At 34.2% G+C, this 16,291-nt stretch carries 13 protein-coding genes; 2 read left to right on the forward strand and 11 right to left on the reverse strand.

The annotated features are described in order from the left end of the window. Positions 1 to 62: 62 nt before the first annotated feature. Complete coding sequence (locus P2W75_RS17095; RefSeq protein ID WP_207295566.1) at positions 63 to 293, reverse strand: hypothetical protein; 231 nt, start codon at positions 291 to 293, stop codon at positions 63 to 65. Between the two features lie 119 nt (positions 294 to 412). Between P2W75_RS17095 and P2W75_RS17100 the strand changes: the two genes are divergently transcribed. Then, entirely contained in the window at positions 413 to 1,081 is a 669-nt protein-coding gene (locus tag P2W75_RS17100) for a response regulator (RefSeq protein ID WP_207295565.1), read from the forward strand. 25 nt (positions 1,082 to 1,106) lie between these two features. Beyond that, on the forward strand, positions 1,107 to 1,529 hold the full coding sequence (locus P2W75_RS17105) for a nuclear transport factor 2 family protein (RefSeq protein WP_276381419.1): 423 nt from the start codon (positions 1,107 to 1,109) through the stop codon (positions 1,527 to 1,529). A 97-nt stretch (positions 1,530 to 1,626) separates the two neighbouring features. On the opposite strand, the gene P2W75_RS17110 is transcribed toward P2W75_RS17105, so the two are convergent. The 10 genes from P2W75_RS17110 to glmM form a co-directional block, all read right to left on the reverse strand. After that, a complete protein-coding gene (locus P2W75_RS17110) occupies positions 1,627 to 2,325 on the reverse strand; it encodes a DUF1826 domain-containing protein (protein ID WP_276381420.1) in 699 nt (232 codons plus the stop codon). A gap of 62 nt (positions 2,326 to 2,387) precedes the next feature. Next, positions 2,388 to 3,320, reverse strand: coding sequence for an AraC family transcriptional regulator (locus tag P2W75_RS17115; RefSeq protein WP_276381421.1), 933 nt, complete (start codon positions 3,318 to 3,320; stop codon positions 2,388 to 2,390). Between the two features lie 73 nt (positions 3,321 to 3,393). After that, positions 3,394 to 4,233 carry an SDR family NAD(P)-dependent oxidoreductase gene (locus P2W75_RS17120; protein WP_276381422.1) on the reverse strand — a complete coding sequence of 280 codons (840 nt, stop codon included), beginning with the start codon at positions 4,231 to 4,233 and terminating at the stop codon, positions 3,394 to 3,396. A 244-nt stretch (positions 4,234 to 4,477) separates the two neighbouring features. Continuing rightward, on the reverse strand, positions 4,478 to 5,815 hold the full coding sequence (locus P2W75_RS17125) for a Gfo/Idh/MocA family protein (protein ID WP_373921647.1): 1,338 nt from the start codon (positions 5,813 to 5,815) through the stop codon (positions 4,478 to 4,480). Positions 5,816 to 5,912: 97 nt separating this feature from the next. Then, on the reverse strand, positions 5,913 to 7,004 hold the full coding sequence (locus P2W75_RS17130; RefSeq protein ID WP_276381424.1) for an acyltransferase family protein: 1,092 nt from the start codon (positions 7,002 to 7,004) through the stop codon (positions 5,913 to 5,915). A 192-nt stretch (positions 7,005 to 7,196) separates the two neighbouring features. Further along, positions 7,197 to 8,069, reverse strand: a complete 873-nt coding sequence (locus P2W75_RS17135; protein WP_276381425.1) for a PKD domain-containing protein — start codon at positions 8,067 to 8,069, stop codon at positions 7,197 to 7,199. A 26-nt stretch (positions 8,070 to 8,095) separates the two neighbouring features. Then, positions 8,096 to 9,457 carry a DUF4832 domain-containing protein gene (locus tag P2W75_RS17140; protein WP_276381426.1) on the reverse strand — a complete coding sequence of 454 codons (1,362 nt, stop codon included), beginning with the start codon at positions 9,455 to 9,457 and terminating at the stop codon, positions 8,096 to 8,098. 56 nt (positions 9,458 to 9,513) lie between these two features. Beyond that, on the reverse strand, positions 9,514 to 10,986 hold the full coding sequence (locus P2W75_RS17145) for a RagB/SusD family nutrient uptake outer membrane protein (protein WP_276381427.1): 1,473 nt from the start codon (positions 10,984 to 10,986) through the stop codon (positions 9,514 to 9,516). 10 nt (positions 10,987 to 10,996) lie between these two features. Beyond that, a complete protein-coding gene (locus P2W75_RS17150) occupies positions 10,997 to 14,281 on the reverse strand; it encodes a TonB-dependent receptor (protein ID WP_276381428.1) in 3,285 nt (1,094 codons plus the stop codon). Between the two features lie 622 nt (positions 14,282 to 14,903). Next, a complete protein-coding gene (glmM, locus tag P2W75_RS17155; protein WP_276381429.1) occupies positions 14,904 to 16,286 on the reverse strand; it encodes a phosphoglucosamine mutase in 1,383 nt (460 codons plus the stop codon). Between the last annotated feature and the right edge of the window lie 5 nt (positions 16,287 to 16,291).

The raw sequence follows: 16,291 nt of genomic DNA on the forward strand, positions 1-16,291 counted from the left end.
GTATTCCAAATATAACACTTTGAAATAAACCAAATCCTTTATAATCATCTATTAATTAACAATTAGCGCCTTGGCGGTTTTGGATTACTTGGATCACCATCGCTTTCTGTACTCAATACTGATTTTACCTTAGTTGAGTCCAATACCTGAGTCCCTGACTCTGCTTGAATTTTAATCTTACTAATAGCATTTTCTTCATTCTCAAAATCGTCGTTTGAGCACGAAACAAACAAGAAAGAAGTAAATAAAGAAATCATAAAAACAAGTCCGATTTTATACAAATTATTTTTCATAGAATATTAATTTTTTATTAACTGTGAATTATTTGTAAAAAAAAAACATTGATTTGTTTAAATTGTACGGTATTTCCGTAAAATTTTAATTAGATTTGGTTCAAATTGAATGTCTATATATGAATTTAAATATTTTGATAGTCGACGATCATCCCATGACAGTCGACAGCTACATTAACCTACTATCTAACAGCGAGTTAAATAAACATAATTTGCATTTTATAAAAGGTTATAATTGTCAGGAAGCTTACAATAAAATAAACATGTATGTGAAACAGAATACCCCCATACATTTTGCTTTATTGGATATAAGTATTCCTGCCTATAAAGAATTGAATATAAATAATGGAGTAGATCTCGCCCAGCTCATAAGAAAAAAATTCAATATGTGTAAAGTGGTTCTGCTCACTATGCATAGTGAAGCACTAACTGTAGATAAAATAATTAAACAAATTAATCCAGAAGGTTTTATCTCAAAAAGTGATATCAATTTTGAGTTATTTCCTGTGATATGTCAAAAAGTTTTAAACGGGGATTATTTTAAAAGTCCTACTATTATAGAATCTCAAAGGGAATTATTTAAAAAAAATATAAACTGGGACGATCATGACAGCCAGATTCTGATTTTAATATCTGAAGGGGTAAAAACTGTTAATCTTCCCAATTATATTCCTCTTTCAATGAGTGCTATTGAAAAACGAAAAGCCAATATAAAAGATCAGCTTTTAGAAGGAAGGGGCGGTGATAAAGATTTAATAGATAAAGCACGAAAATTAGGCCTGATATAATGTATAATCCATAAACAAACATAAAATGAGAACAATAAAATTTCTATTCCCCATTATGGCTTTTTTTCTTTCTCTTAATGCAACAGCCCAAAAGGAAGAAAAAGCTTTAGTTACAGAAACCATTCAAACTTATTTTGACGGCTGGATGACAGGAGATACGCTTAAACTTGGAAAAGCAATGCATACTTCCTGCCATTTAAAACTTATTAAAGACAATGAAGTCTTAGTAATAGACCGAAAAACTTATCTAAGCAGATTTAAACTTCGTACAAAACTGCCTAATACTGAAGGCCGAATAATTGATATTAACATTACCAAAAACATTGCATCTGCAAAATGTGAGATAGAAACTCCTGAAAGATTATTTGTGGATTATTTTAACATGATGAAATTAAATGACAGATGGTATATAATAGATAAAATCTCCACGAGTTCAGAAAAAAAATAACAAATACAATAGGATTTTATATTATTAAGTGTAATTCCTTTTATCCGCATAAAAGTCTTAATCTCTTGATTAGGACTTTTTTTTATAAACAGCAATTTTAGCAAATTAGCAACAATCGATATTCTCCTTCGTTTTCTATTGGTGCTCTATGAACACAAGGCAGTACTTTTTGTTTTGGATGATCTACAGCTAAACGCCAAAGATGTTTTACCCCTAAATTAATAGGCACTGCATCCTCATGCTGCTGGTAATGCAGATCAAAATAATTCTCCTTCAAAAAGTTTTCGAATTCTTCTTCTGTTCCACCATGCAGTTCTTTTAGTTTCTGCCTGATTTCTGGAATTAGAATTTTTTGCTCTACCTGAGAATTAGGAATAATATCACTTGCCGCTCCGTGATAGGTACATAAAAAAGTATCCGTCGCAATAGGTGAACGGTCCACATGAAAAGAATACACATCAGTCGATATGAAATCAAATTCATCATCGCGCTCATAACACTTCAATAAATTAAGAGAGGGCGAAGCTCCAAAATCAGTTAATAATTGCAAATCCTTTAAGATTATTTCCCTTGCTGCATTTCCCTTTTCTGAGAGTTCGAGTGCCATTAAATCTTCAGGATAAACTTCTGTGATATTTTCCTTTAAAGATAATTTAGCGGTGATCTCTGCAAAATCGCCATCCAAATTTCTATACCAGCAAAGGGCATTTTGTTCACCCTCAAAATCAGTATGCACAAGCTCAGAAAAAGAAGATACGATGCCAATTTGATTGCTGTTAGAAAATGTATTTTTCATTTTGTTGTATAATAAACTAGTTATTGCATGTATCGCAAAAATAAGCAATCGAAGTGTTTTTCTTAATTAAACCTTGCTCTAAACTTTAAAGGTGTTTCATTTGTTTTGTTTCGAAACAATTTGCTAAAACTTTGCAGATGCTCAAAACCTAATTCATACGCTATTTCGGAAACTGATAAATTAGTATTTGAAAGCTTTTCCTTTGCTTTTTCAATCAATTTTTCGTGAATGTGCTGTTGTGCATTTTGTCCTGTCAAAGTTCGCAGCATATCGCTGAGATAACCAGACGATATTGCCAGACTATCTGCTAGGTTTTGTACGGTTGGAATTCCTTGATACGATTTTTTTTCATTATCAAAATGATCATTCAATAATTGTTCAAATTTATCAAGAAGAGTATTATTTATTGTTTTCCGAGTAATGAATTGCCGCTTATAAAATCGTTGTGCATAATTTAATAATAACTCAATCTGAGCCAAAACCACATCCTGACTTAATTCATCTATTCTGTTCATTAATTCATCTTCGATATTTCTAAAAAGGCTTAAGATAATTTCTTTTTCTTTTTCAGATAAATGAAGGGCTTCGTTCACTGAATAAGAGAAAAATTCATATTTCTTGATTTTTAAAGCCAAAGGAGAATTCAATAAAAAATCCGGATGTATTAAAATAGCGGCTTCTCTCCCACTGCATCCCGATTCTCTTGGTTCATTTTCATGTTGCGCTACAATTTGATTAGGAGCTGCAAAAAAAAGACCTCCTTCATTAAAATCAAAATGGGTTTGTCCATAACGAAGTGAGCCTCCAAGATTGGGACGAAAAGATATTTTATAATAGCTTAAAACATGGCTTTCGGTTGGAGGAGTAAATCCCAGATCTGAATCAATACCGTTCAGTACCGTAATTAAAGGATGCAACGGAGGCGGGCCACCGAAAGCTTTCAGACCTTCTGTTAGTGAAGTAAATTTACTCGGAGCATTATTTTTTTTCGCCATGGTGCTTTTTTTTCTGTTACAATTTAGGAAATAAAAAAGCAGCAGAATCTCTGCTGCTTAAATTTAACTTTATTTAGCCTTGTGCAGCTGTCGCAACATCCTGCCATTCTTCCCAAACTTTGATGCGATCTGAATACGCCTGACGGATTTCATCCAGATTATGGCTTCCCAAAAACATTCTTAATGGCGGCTGTTCTGCGTCTACAAGCTTTAATACAGCTGCGGCAGTAGCATTGGGATTTCCTCTTTCCAGCTTACTCAGATTTTCGAAAACCATATTTCGTATTGGTTCATATTGAGGAAGGCTTTCTGAAAATTTAAGTGAATTTTCACTTCCAAATTCTGTTGCATAGGCTCCCGGTTCAATAATTGTAACATTAATTCCGAAAGACTTCACCTCAACAGCTAAACTTTCGTAGATGGCTTCAAATGCCCATTTAGAAGAACAATAATATCCAATTAGTGGAACTACATAATGTCCTAAACTGCTTGAAGTTCCTAAAATATGTCCAAAACCTTGTTCTCTCATAATGGGCAAAACTGCTTGAATAACCGAAACCGGACCTAATATATTGGTTTCATACATCGCACGAATTTCATCTGTTTTGGCTTCTTCAACTGTTCCAACTAATGAATATCCTGCATTGTTAATGACAATATCTAATCTTCCGAAATATTCATGTGCGCTTTTTACAGCATTCTCAACTTGTGCTGGCTGAGTGACATCCAAAGGCAGAATCAAAACGTTGTCGCCATATTTATCTTTAAAATCAGAAATGCTGTCCACATTCCTTGCTGTAGCCGCTACTTTATCGCCTCTTTCGAGTGCCGCTTCTGTCCAAACTCTTCCAAAACCTCTGGAAGTACCTGTTATAAACCATACTTTTGGTTCGTCTATTTTTACTTTTGTCATACTATTTTTCTACTAAAAATTAATAGAACAAAATTGAGGAATCATAATTTCAAAATTTTAGTCAAAATGCGGAATTTTGTAACCTAAACGAGGCAAAATAGCTTCAGCTAAATGAGGATGAAATTGCTTATTCCATCCTTCGGTTATAAAAAGAATCAAAAATGACATAAAAAAAACCTGTAAGATTTACAGGTTTTTCAAAATTATAACTAACATTATTAACACTAAAAATTACTCTCAATACTTATTTTGAAAATTCAACTTTGTTTAGTTTTTTCCAGCTTCCGCGCGTAAAATCTGGAATTTCAACTGGTGCTGAATTATTGTCCAAAGAAATTTCTGTTAATGGACTTAGGCAAGACCATTCGGCTAAATCGTAAACATCCATGTCTAAAGGAAGTCCTTTTTGAAGACAATAAAACATACGGTAATCCATAATAAAATCCATACCGCCGTGTCCACCAACTTTTTTGGCCATTTCTTCGATATCTTTTACAATTGGATTTTTATATTTTTCCATCAAAAGTTTTTTAACATCTTCAGAAACAAATTCTTCTGCATTTAGGTTTTGATAATTTTTGGCAATTTCGGCTCCGGCTTCTTTCGCATCAATTGCATAACCTTCAACTGGATATTTGTTTGCAAAACCTTTTGTTCCAGATAATTGATACATTCTGCTGTAAGGTCTTGGACTTGTAACATCATGCTGAATCTGGATTGTTTTACCCATTTCGGTACGAATCATAGTCATGGTATGATCTCCATTTCTAAAATCTTTTACTTCCTCACCCGTTTTTTCTTTTATAAAAGCTGGATTTCCTACCGCTTTAGTATCCATTGAAACCAAGAAATTCATTTTATCACCACGGTGAATATTTAAGGCTAAACAAGCCGGTCCCATTCCGTGTGTTGGATAAATATCTCCTCTATGTTTACGGTTATAATCCATACGCCAGTTGTTCCAATATTCTCCCCAATAGGGCTGAAGTCCGTGTATATAAGAACCTTCTGCATGCAGAATTTCTCCAAAAACACCTTGCTGTGCCATGTTTAAAGTGGTTAATTCGAAGAAATCATAAACACAGTTTTCAAGCATCATACAATGTTTTCTTGTTTTTTCGGAAGTATCAATAATATCCCAGATTTCTTTCATGGTTAAAGCACCCGGAACTTCAACGGCAACGTGTTTTCCATCAGTCATGGCTTGTATGGCAATACTGGCGTGATGCTTCCAGTCGGTAACAATATATACTAAATCTACGTTGGGAAGTTTTGTTACTTGTTTCCAGCCGTCTTCACCAAAGAATTCCTGCGCTTTTGGTTTTCCGTGTTTTACCAAAGTATCGTTAGCCCCTTTTGTTCTTTCTTCAAGCATATCACAAAGCGCTACAATTTCAACTCCTGGTATGTGTGTTATTCTTTCGACTGCGCCTGTTCCGCGCATTCCTAAACCAACGATTCCTACTCGTACCACAGGAATTGCCGGAGTAGCTAAACGAAGAACATCTGTCTGGCCTTTGGCTCTTTTTGGAGCTTTCGTTTTGATAAGCTGAGCAGAGATATCACAAACCTTTAACAGCATAAATGCTATCAATAAAATTTTTAAACTTGAACTTTTCATTTTTATGTATTTAATGGTATAATAGGGTTAGACGTTTTAATTGTAATCGTTTATTTTTTTAGACTTTTATATACGTTTTGTTTTTATGCATGTACCAGAGTATGAAATATAAAATTGCAAAACCTGCTAAATCGCAAAATGCATCATAATAAGAACTTGTAAATTGGTCGAAACCATAAAAAACTTGTTTGGCAATTAATGAGAAATTAAAAACATGAGAGCCCACATAAGCTGCAATTGCGTTTACTCCGATAACTTTAAAAGGATAAGCCCATTTTGTATATCCTTTTACATCGATGATCCAATAAAAAAGCGCTAGTAAAACAAAGCTGATTCCTGATGAGAATAATACAAAGGAACTTGTCCATATTTTTTTGATAATGGGATGCCAGATTCCTATTAGTAACGAAATAGAAAAAGTGATTATTCCGATTACTGCAAGATACAACGCTATTTTGGGTCTTGGCATTGAGGACAAAAGTAATTCTCCTGCAAATAATCCTGATAAAGTAGTTGCTGTAAATCCCAGTCCGGTTAAAAGCCACGAATATTGTGTCTGATCATAAAAACGTCCAAAAACCTGTTGATCGATATAAATGGAAAGATTTTTATTGGGAAGAAGCTCAAAATGATGTCCAAAAAAATCAGGAACGCTTAACAAAACGGCATATAAAATAAGACAAACGGCAAAGAATATATACCTTCCTTTTTTGGACAAATTCAGATAGGCAATACATGAAAACAAATATCCAACTGCAATGGCTTGTAATGTATTGCTAAATATGTGAAATTTTGAAATGTCAAGAAATAATAAATTTCCTTGAACGATCCATCCTAAAATAAACAGAATTATAAATCGTCTAAAAATATGAGCATAGACATTCTGATTTGATGCTGCATTTCTTTTTCCTAATGAAAATGGAATTACAACGCCAACTACAAACAAAAACAAGGGCATTATAACATCATAAAAATGAAACCCAAGCCATTCCGGATGTTCAAACTGATCTGCCAATGATTTTGTAAAATCGGTTTTAGCTGCTGCATTTAAATTATAAAAGAATCGGTCTGCAACGATTATCATTAATAGATCAAATCCTCGCAAAACATCTACAGACATTAATCGGTTGTTGGTTATGATTTTATTCATTTTGTCTATATTCTTTTCAGTTGAAACTTTTTAAGAAATAATCCGCGTATTTTTCTGTTTTTTGAAAAAGCCAAAATACCGCGGATCATTTTTAATATGGTAACTCGATAGCTTACGCCATTAAATTCAGAAAATTATCTCTCCAAAAAACTTTTACTTAATGGCGTATTTTGACCGGCTATCGATGACAAACTACAATTCTAAAGTTGAAAACTTAGGTGCTTCGGGGAAATTAGCAACTGCCGCCCATCCCGACGTCATTTCTGTAATCGCAATACCAATTGAGCTTCCTAAAGTTCCTAACTGTGATTTTGGAATACTAAATTCAATTGCATTTGTAGTTGCAGACAAGCTGACAATTCCAGAAGCTGTTAAGCTTGATCCAGAACCTGCAATAGCGCTCCAACCCCAGCCTCCATTTGGATCTGTATGGTTATAAAATGATCCCCAGCCGTTCGTTACTAAAGGCCCTTCAAATAAAAATTCTGCTCCAGAACCTTGAGGCCAATTGCCGTGTAAAAATCCAGTCTGCGTATTGCCATCTGTATTGATATACATATCTACCAGTTCCATCAGCATTTTTTTGTTTCCTTCTAAATATACATTGACATTTGGACCACCTGCCCAGATTTTAATTTTCTGAATAGAACCGTTACCAGAAGTATTTTCATCGGTTACGGGAACATCATTCCAATCCGCAAATTTTCCATCTATTTTAATATCTACTATTATAATTTTTGGAGCATTTATCACCTTTGTCACAAAAGATTCTTCTCCAGCATCATTGGTTACTGTTAAAGAAACTCTGATTTCTCCTCCAATTTTATAGGTATAAACAGGATCTTTTTCATTAGAAACATAATAGAGATCACCAAAATCCCATCTGTATTTGGTTCCATTTGTGGAAAGATTCGTAAAAGTAAAGGTGCTTCCGTCATTGGTAAATGAAAAATCTGCGACTGGTTTATTTGCCGAATCAGAAGCATTATTATCGCTAGAACAAGCTGTAAGCAGTAAAAAAGCCGACAGTATTGCTAGATACTTGGTTAGTTGTATTTTTTTCATGGTTTTTAATTTAAATGTTTTACGAACTATTTAATGATAACCGTTTGTGATAATTTGTTGAATCCAGTTGTACTTTCCCAAACCCCTGTATTAGCAAAACGAATGCAATAGTCTGGTCTTTCGGATAGTTTTGAAGAACTGTCTTCAATTTTTAAAAGTAATTCGTAGGTTCCTGCTGGAATACTGGACAAACTCACCGATTCTTTTAAATTAAAAGAAACTCTTGGAACTACTTTTCGAACATCAAAGTCTAATTTTTTCTTATAAACTGTTCCATTTGCAGTCGATCTTAAAATTAGATAGGCATTTTTAGGATTATACACTGGCGCAAATCCAGTATTATTTACTATCGCATTTAATGCCAATGTTCCGTTAACCGACGCTTGTTTTGTAACACTGGAAGATGCTAATGCTAGTCTATAACCAAGCTTTCTTTCAAAATCTGTAAAACAGTTGTTATTTCTCCATTCTTGTAAAACTGGTCCATAATAATCCAGATTCAAATACGTCCATTTTAAAAGTGTCATTTCTTTTTCTGCTATGCTGCAGCTTGCAATTGGAACATCAGTTGGCGGACAGGTTTCTCCTCCAGTTGGAACAAATAGCGCCTCGTTGCTTACATATGTTTTTTCGGCAGTTACATTTACGTACGTTCCGTAATCATCGACACTTGCCATAAAACAATCGTTATGAAAACCTAAACGTGCTGTATTTGTCGTTCCGTAACCCACAGTCGCATCCATTGCAGTTGTTGTGGCCACAAAATCTTGTTTTATTTTTGGCGTTCTTACCTGAATTTTAGTTTCTTTTGGAAACGTAGCCAAAAGTTTATCCAAGATCATTTTTTTATTTGCTGGTGTAGTAAGCTGATTGGTAGTGTAATACCATTCGCCCCACGCACCTACAAAACCAGCCTGTACAAAGGCAATTACGTCTTTGTTATCTTCAAGAATTGGTTTTAATTGGTCTAAATGTCCCGAAATAACGGCAACCGAAGCATCTGTACCATCTTGAGCATCTGTATAAGCAAAACGCAAAACACATTTTAATCCTGACTCTCTCAAACGAGTAAAGTCGGTTTTGATAAGGTCTAACTGAGTCTGGCTTAAAGCTGAGGTTTTGAATTTTTCTAAATAATACAAACGCAGAATCAGGCTTACATTTTCTTTTTTCAGATTATTCAAAGACGCCGCTGTCATGGCTGATCCTTCAGAATTTACCTGCCAAGTGTGCATAAATCCACGTTCTGGATTTGTAAAAACTTCATTAGAAACTGTATAAGTTACTTTTTCGTCTCCACTTGTTTCTTCTTTGTTATCACCTCCATCACTTTGACAGCTGGAAGCAAAATTTAAAAAAAGAAAAAATGCTATTAATAAATGTTTCATATCCTTTATAATTAAATTATCTAATTAATACTTTTAAAATCTTTCTTAAAAAGAAATTAATTATATCCTTGGTTCTGAATAAATTTCCCTTTTCCTTCGCTTATTCTTTCTAATGAAAAAGGAAATAATGCTTTATAAGGCGCGCTTTGGCTTGCTGATCCATTTAAGGCAAGTGCGTGTTCTGTAAATTTCCCGTGTCTGATTAAATCGGAACGGTATTGCCCGTTTTCACACCAATATTCGTGAGATCTTTCTAAAAGAATCATTTCGTTAAACTTAGCTAGTGATGCATAGTTCGCCAATGTAATTTCGCTGATTTTTGCTCTCTTTCTCACGATATTAACCAAATCAATGGCTTCTTGTGTTGGCGTTCCTGTTTTGTTGGCAATAGCTTCTGCTTTCGATAATAAAACATCTGCATAACGGTACACAATTATGTCTACGGTTGTCAAAGCAGTTGTTCTGGCTGCATCTGGATCAATTTTTAACGGAATTGGTCCTAACTGCATGTAATTTGCAGGATTTTGTCTATTGTATGTTACACCGTCGGTTCCTGTAAATTCGGCAATAAGTGCTTCTTTACGAATATCTGTTGCTTCAAAAGAATCATAAAAAGTCCATGAACTCTGAATCGTTCCATAACCGCCGCGTCCTGGAAAGTTAGCTGGTAAAACCATTAACTGCCATTGGTTTTCGCTTGTTCCTGCATAATCTGCTGGAACTGCCCATATTACTTCTTTAGTATCAACTGGCGCTTTAATATCCCACATTCCAGCGTAATCTTCTTCAAGAGCATAATAATTCATACCGATAATTGCATTGGCTTGTTCTTCAACTTCCGCCCATCTTTTTTCATGAAGATATAATCGTATCAAAATCATTCTAGCCAATCCACTGCTGAATCTTCCATAGGCTGTTTCAGAAGGAGATTTTAAATCTGCTGCTGCATCTTTAAGATCGTTTTCAATAAAACTTACCATTTGAGTATTGGAAAGTCTTGCCAAAGGTTCTTCTTTCAAAGGATTTTGAAGAATTTCCAAAGGTGCTACTACAAGCGGACCGTACATATCAAAAAGTTCATAAGCTAATAATCCTCTTGCGCATTTAATTTCGGCAATAGCTTGTTTTTTAACCAACTCATTTACTTTAGACTTTTCGATTCTGTCGATACTCAAAGTCATTCCGCTGATTTTATTATAAAAAGTATCGTAAAAACGTGTAACGGCTGTCGTTGTAGCTTTATAACTGTGTAAAGATGCTTCTTGCTGTACTCCATAAGGTCCTTGAAGGATTTCTGTTGTAGCATCGAGCATAAACATCAATCCATTTTCAGATGTGCTGTGAATTCCGTTTCCATAAGAACCTCTAAGCGGATAGTATGCCGAAGCCACAATAGCTTGAATATCTGCCTCTGAACTTGGAAATATACTCGGATTAATCTCATCGTAATTGATAGATTCTAAATCATCACTGCATCCTGAAAAAACAAGCAGCAGTAAAACTATTGTATAATATTTTAAATTTTTCATATCTTCTTTATTAAAACTTAAGATCAATTCCTACTGTATATGTTTTTACGTTTGGATAAGCAGCAGCATATCCGTCTGTTTCAGGATCTATACCATCATATTTGGTAATGGTAAAAAGATTTTGTCCGTCTAATCTAAGGGCAGCACCCTGCATGTATTTTCCGAACCATTTTTTTGGAAGATTATAACTCAACGAAACGCTTTGTAAACGAACAAATGAAGCATCCTGCATAAAGAAATCTCCAGAACCGTATTGTGTATATCCAAAGTGCGAACCCGGACGAGTATTTGTTGGATTATCTGGTGTCCATCTATTGTAAATGCTTCTAAGTGCATTTCGGCCATTTTGTGCTACTCCAACAGCTGTTACGCCATAAGCGAAATCCGTTTGATCGACAATTTTTCTTCCAAACATTCCATTGAATTGAAAATTAAGCTGGAAGTTTTTCCAAGTAATTGTATTTCCTAAACCAGCTACAAAATCAGGGTCAGATGATCCAAGTAATACATAATCAGCATCGTCAATTTTCCCATCAGGTGCTCCTGTTCTCAAGAATACACCATTTTCATCTGTTACAGGATTTCCCGCAGCATCTCTCACGAAACCATTAAGGTCTTTAATTTTTATTTGTCCAGGATATAAATCTGGTTGTGCAGGAACTACTTCTCCAATCTGCATTACGCCATCGGCAATTTGGCTGTATTGTGCACGAACTGGATCATTATAGCTCATATAAACTGATGGTTTCCAGTCTGGAGCTCTTTCTTTCCAGTTGGTTCTAAATCTAGAATATGTAAATGTACTTTTCCAAGTTAGATTAGGATTGTTTATATTTACTGTACTGACAGTCAACTCTAAACCTTTACTTTGTGTACTTCCTATATTGGCCCAAACAGTGTTTATTTCTTGGTAACTATTAATTGGTTTTAAAGTTAATAAATCAGAAACCACTCTATCGTATATTTCGAATGATCCCGAAACTCTTCTATTAAACAACTCAAAATCAACTCCTAAGTTTTTCTCTGTAGTAGTTTCCCATTTTAAATCAGGGTTTTCAAGTCTTGAAGGAAAAACACCAATTAAAATAGATTCATCCGGATTTAAATAAGCTGGCTGCGCGTAAAAAGCTCCAAATGCGCTTCCTCCAATTGAGGCATTACCTGTTTGTCCATAACCAAATCTAACTTTCATCTGCGAAACATAATTGTTTATTGATTTCATGAAAGATTCTTGAGAAACATCCCAACCTAAGGCAATTGAAGGAAATAAACCATATTTATTATTTTTTGCAAAAACACTCGCTCCATCACGACGAATTGTCGAAGTCAGCATGTATTTGTCTTTGTACGAATAATTAAATCTTGTAAAGTAAGAGATAAAGTTATTTTCGGATTTTGAAGATGCTGTAACTTTAGTTCCGGCACCTGCATTCATATTGTTCCAAAGGAAAGCATCTGTAATAAAGTTGCTGTTTCCTAATGTAGCCGCTTCTGTTCTATACGTCTGCTGAGAATATCCAACCATTAAACCGAAAGTATTATCTTCCATTAATTTTGTGGTATAGTTTAATGTGAAGTCGAACAAATCATCATTTTTTTCTTGTGAATTTATAGAGGCTTTTCCATTTTCCAAAGCGCCATACAAAGTTGTTCTTGGCAGATACGTACTTCTTTTAGAATTTCCCTGATCAAATCCAGCTTGAAATCTTGCTGTAAGTCCTGCAATTGGTTTTATTTCTGCGTAAAAGTTCGTTAATGATCTGTCGATAACACCTTCGTCAGAAATAGTCAATAAAGAATAAGGATTAGGTTCTAAGGCACTATCTGGGTTTATAGGATAGTTTCCAAATTCATCAATTGCTGCAATATGAGGGCCTTGCTGAATGGCTGCTCGTATAATTCCTGAATTTTCAAACTGAGCCAAATCTTGTCCTGTCACAGGATCAAATTGTCCTCCTAATTGTGAGTTTTGATTTTTGATTCGGCTTTTGGTCATGTTCATACCAAAATTGATAAAATCAGTTAATTTTTGATCGATGCTGAAATGAACGGTGCTTCTTTTCAAACCTGAATTTCGAATAACTCCTTCTTGATTAAATAAGTTTCCTGATAAAAAGTATTTTGTCGATTTTGTTCCTCCGCGTAATGAAAGGTTATTTTGTTCAATCATTCCGTCTCTTGTCACTAATCCAAGCCAGTCAGTTCCTTTTCCGGCATTTCTAATCTGCTCGTCAGAGTAAATTCTTTTGTATGGAATTCCGTTTACCGGCGCTGCATTAGCTTCTTCTAAGGTTTTTGGCGAATAAGGATACACTTTATTAATGAATTCCCAGTTTTCTCTGGCTGCATCATTTCTAAGCTGCATCCATTCTTTTAAATCCAAAACTTCATAGCTGTCATTGTATTTTTGATACGAATATGAACCTGAATAATCTACTCTCACATCGCCTTCTTTTCCTTTTTTAGTAGTAATTAAAATAACACCATTTGCTGCTCTGGCTCCATAAATGGCTGTAGAACTGGCATCTTTTAAAACCTCAATCGATTCGATATCATTAGGGTTAAAAGAATTTAAAATACTTTGTGTTCCTCCTGTATAACGATTTCCTGTTCCCGGCTGCTGCAAGTTGGTAACCGGAAATCCGTCAATAACAATTAAAGGATCATTACTGGCATTAATAGAACCTGCACCACGAATTTGAATGTTAAATCCACCTCCTGGCTGTGCACTATTTTGGGCTATCTGCAAACCGGCAACTTTACCTTGAAGTCCCGTTAAAACAGATGGTGCCGAAGATAACGTAAGTGTTTCTCCTTTTACAGAAGAAATAGCTCCTAATACGTTTTTCTTTTTCTGAGTTCCATAACCTACGATTACCACCTCATTCAACGTTTTTGATGCTGGAACCATCGAAACTTTAATATTGGTTTGATTGGCAATCAAAACTTCTTTATTGTCATATCCTACATATGAAAACACTAAAGCTTCTGTTGTAGAAGGAACCACAATGGTAAAAGTTCCGTCAAAATCTGTTGTTGTACCTCTTGGAGAACCTTTTGGTAAAATAGTTACTCCAATCATTGGCTGTCCTAATTCGTCTAAAACAACACCTTTTATAATGATATCGGCTTCTGATTTTTTATTTATAATTTCTGATTTTTCGCTGCTGTCTGACGATGATGCGGCGTTTACTTTGAAAACAGAAACTACCAGACATAAAATAGTTATGATTGCTTTTAAACTGAATTTTATTTCCTGATAGTTACTGCACAGTAACTTGTTACTTTTTTTCATATTATTTTGGTTAGTTAAATGATTAATGAAAAACAAACTTTGTGTGTCTAAAAAAATTGGTTAGATTTTTTATTTCATTCACAAAGTGAAGAGTTCGGTTTATGTCTTTTTTGATGTCATAATTTTTTTCATTGGTTTTTGTTTTTGTTCGGTTATTTTTTTTTGATATTCTTTTTTCAGTTTCTTTTTCTCACTTAAAATCAACTGATAATTTCTTTTTGTTTTTAAATCTCACTTCCGTTTTTTGGCTTTTAAAGTGTCATGTTTTGTACTTCGAAAACGGATAAAAAAAAGCTTTTTTTCTACTTACTTATGGCTAAACTAAATAATAATTTTTAATAAACAATGGCAAAATCGAAAAAATGTGTTCGTGCACATTAAAAAAGTGTTTTCGAGCACATTTTTTAAAAAAAGTATTACTAAATTCATACCTATTTTAAAATTATAACCTGTAAGAATTCAAACATTTATCAAAAAAAATTAATTATACTATTAAAATCAATTGAAAATATTTGATATTCATTTAATTATAAAAATCAACAAAGTATCCTTTTTAGTAGATTTTATTGACCTTTTGCTTCGATTTTTAAATATATTTTTAATAGAAATTCTTCGTAAAATCTTACAATAATGCTTCTATTTCAACTATGAATTTTGAAGCCAAATCATCTGCTTTTTTCTGCGAAATACTTTCGGTATAAATCCTCACGATTGGTTCGGTATTCGACTTACGTAAATGCACCCATTCGTTTTCAAAATCAATCTTAACGCCATCGATACAGTTTGGTTTTTCATTGCTGAATTTCTCGGTTAATTTTGTCAAGATTTCATCAACATTAATATTTGGAGTTAGTTCGATTTTACTTTTACTCATAAAATATTCTGGGTAACTTTCTCTAAGTTTTTTACACGAAATTTTAAGATTCGCTAAATGAGATAAAAATAAGGCAATACCAACCAAAGAATCCCTTCCATAATGCGATTCTGGATAAATGATTCCGCCGTTTCCTTCTCCTCCAATAATGGCATTGGTAGTTTTCATTAATTCAACCACATTTACTTCTCCAACTGCACTGGCTTCATAAGCTCCGCCATGTTTTTGAGTAATATCGCGTAAAGCGCGCGATGATGATAAATTCGAAACGGTATTTCCTTTTGTTTTTCCTAAAACATAATCAGCGCAGGCAACCAATGTATATTCTTCGCCAAACATAGAACCATCTTCGCAAATTATGGCCAAGCGGTCTACATCTGGATCTACCACGATTCCAAAATCAGCTTTTTCTGTAACGACCAATTCTGAAATATCCGTTAAATGTTCTTTTAAAGGCTCTGGATTATGCGGAAAATGTCCATTTGGTTCACAATATAATTGTATGCATTCCACTCCCAATTTTTCAAGCAAAGCAGGAACTGCAATACCTCCCGTTGAATTAACGGCATCAACAACTACTTTAAAACCTGCTTTTTTAATGGCTTCGTTATCAACCAAAGGCAGTTTTAAAACTTCATCAATATGTCGGTTTATATATCCTTCTTTCTTTTCATATTTCCCTAAATCATCAACTTCAGCAAATAAGAAATTTTCATCTTCGGCAATATTTAGGATTTTCTCACCTTCAACTGCGTTTAAAAACTCGCCTTTTTCGTTTAATAATTTTAAAGCATTCCATTGTTTGGGATTATGACTTGCTGTAATTATAATGCCGCCATCGGCTTTGTCAAGAGTGACGGCAACTTCAACAGTTGGAGTTGTCGACAAACCAATATCGATTACGTTTATTCCTAATCCGGTAAGTGTATTGGCAACCAGATTACTGATCATTTCACCAGAAATTCGGGCATCTCTACCAATAATTACGGTTAATGATTCATTTGAGTTTTTGCTTTTAAGCCACATTCCATAAGCTGCGGCAAATTTCACCGCATTTACCGGAGTTAAATTTTCATTGACAACCCCGCCAATTGTGCCTCGTATTCCTGAAATTGATTTTATTAATGCCATTTTTG

Origin of the sequence: Flavobacterium sp. H4147 (assembly GCF_029360735.1) — a bacterium.
GTDB lineage: Bacteria > Bacteroidota > Bacteroidia > Flavobacteriales > Flavobacteriaceae > Flavobacterium > Flavobacterium endoglycinae.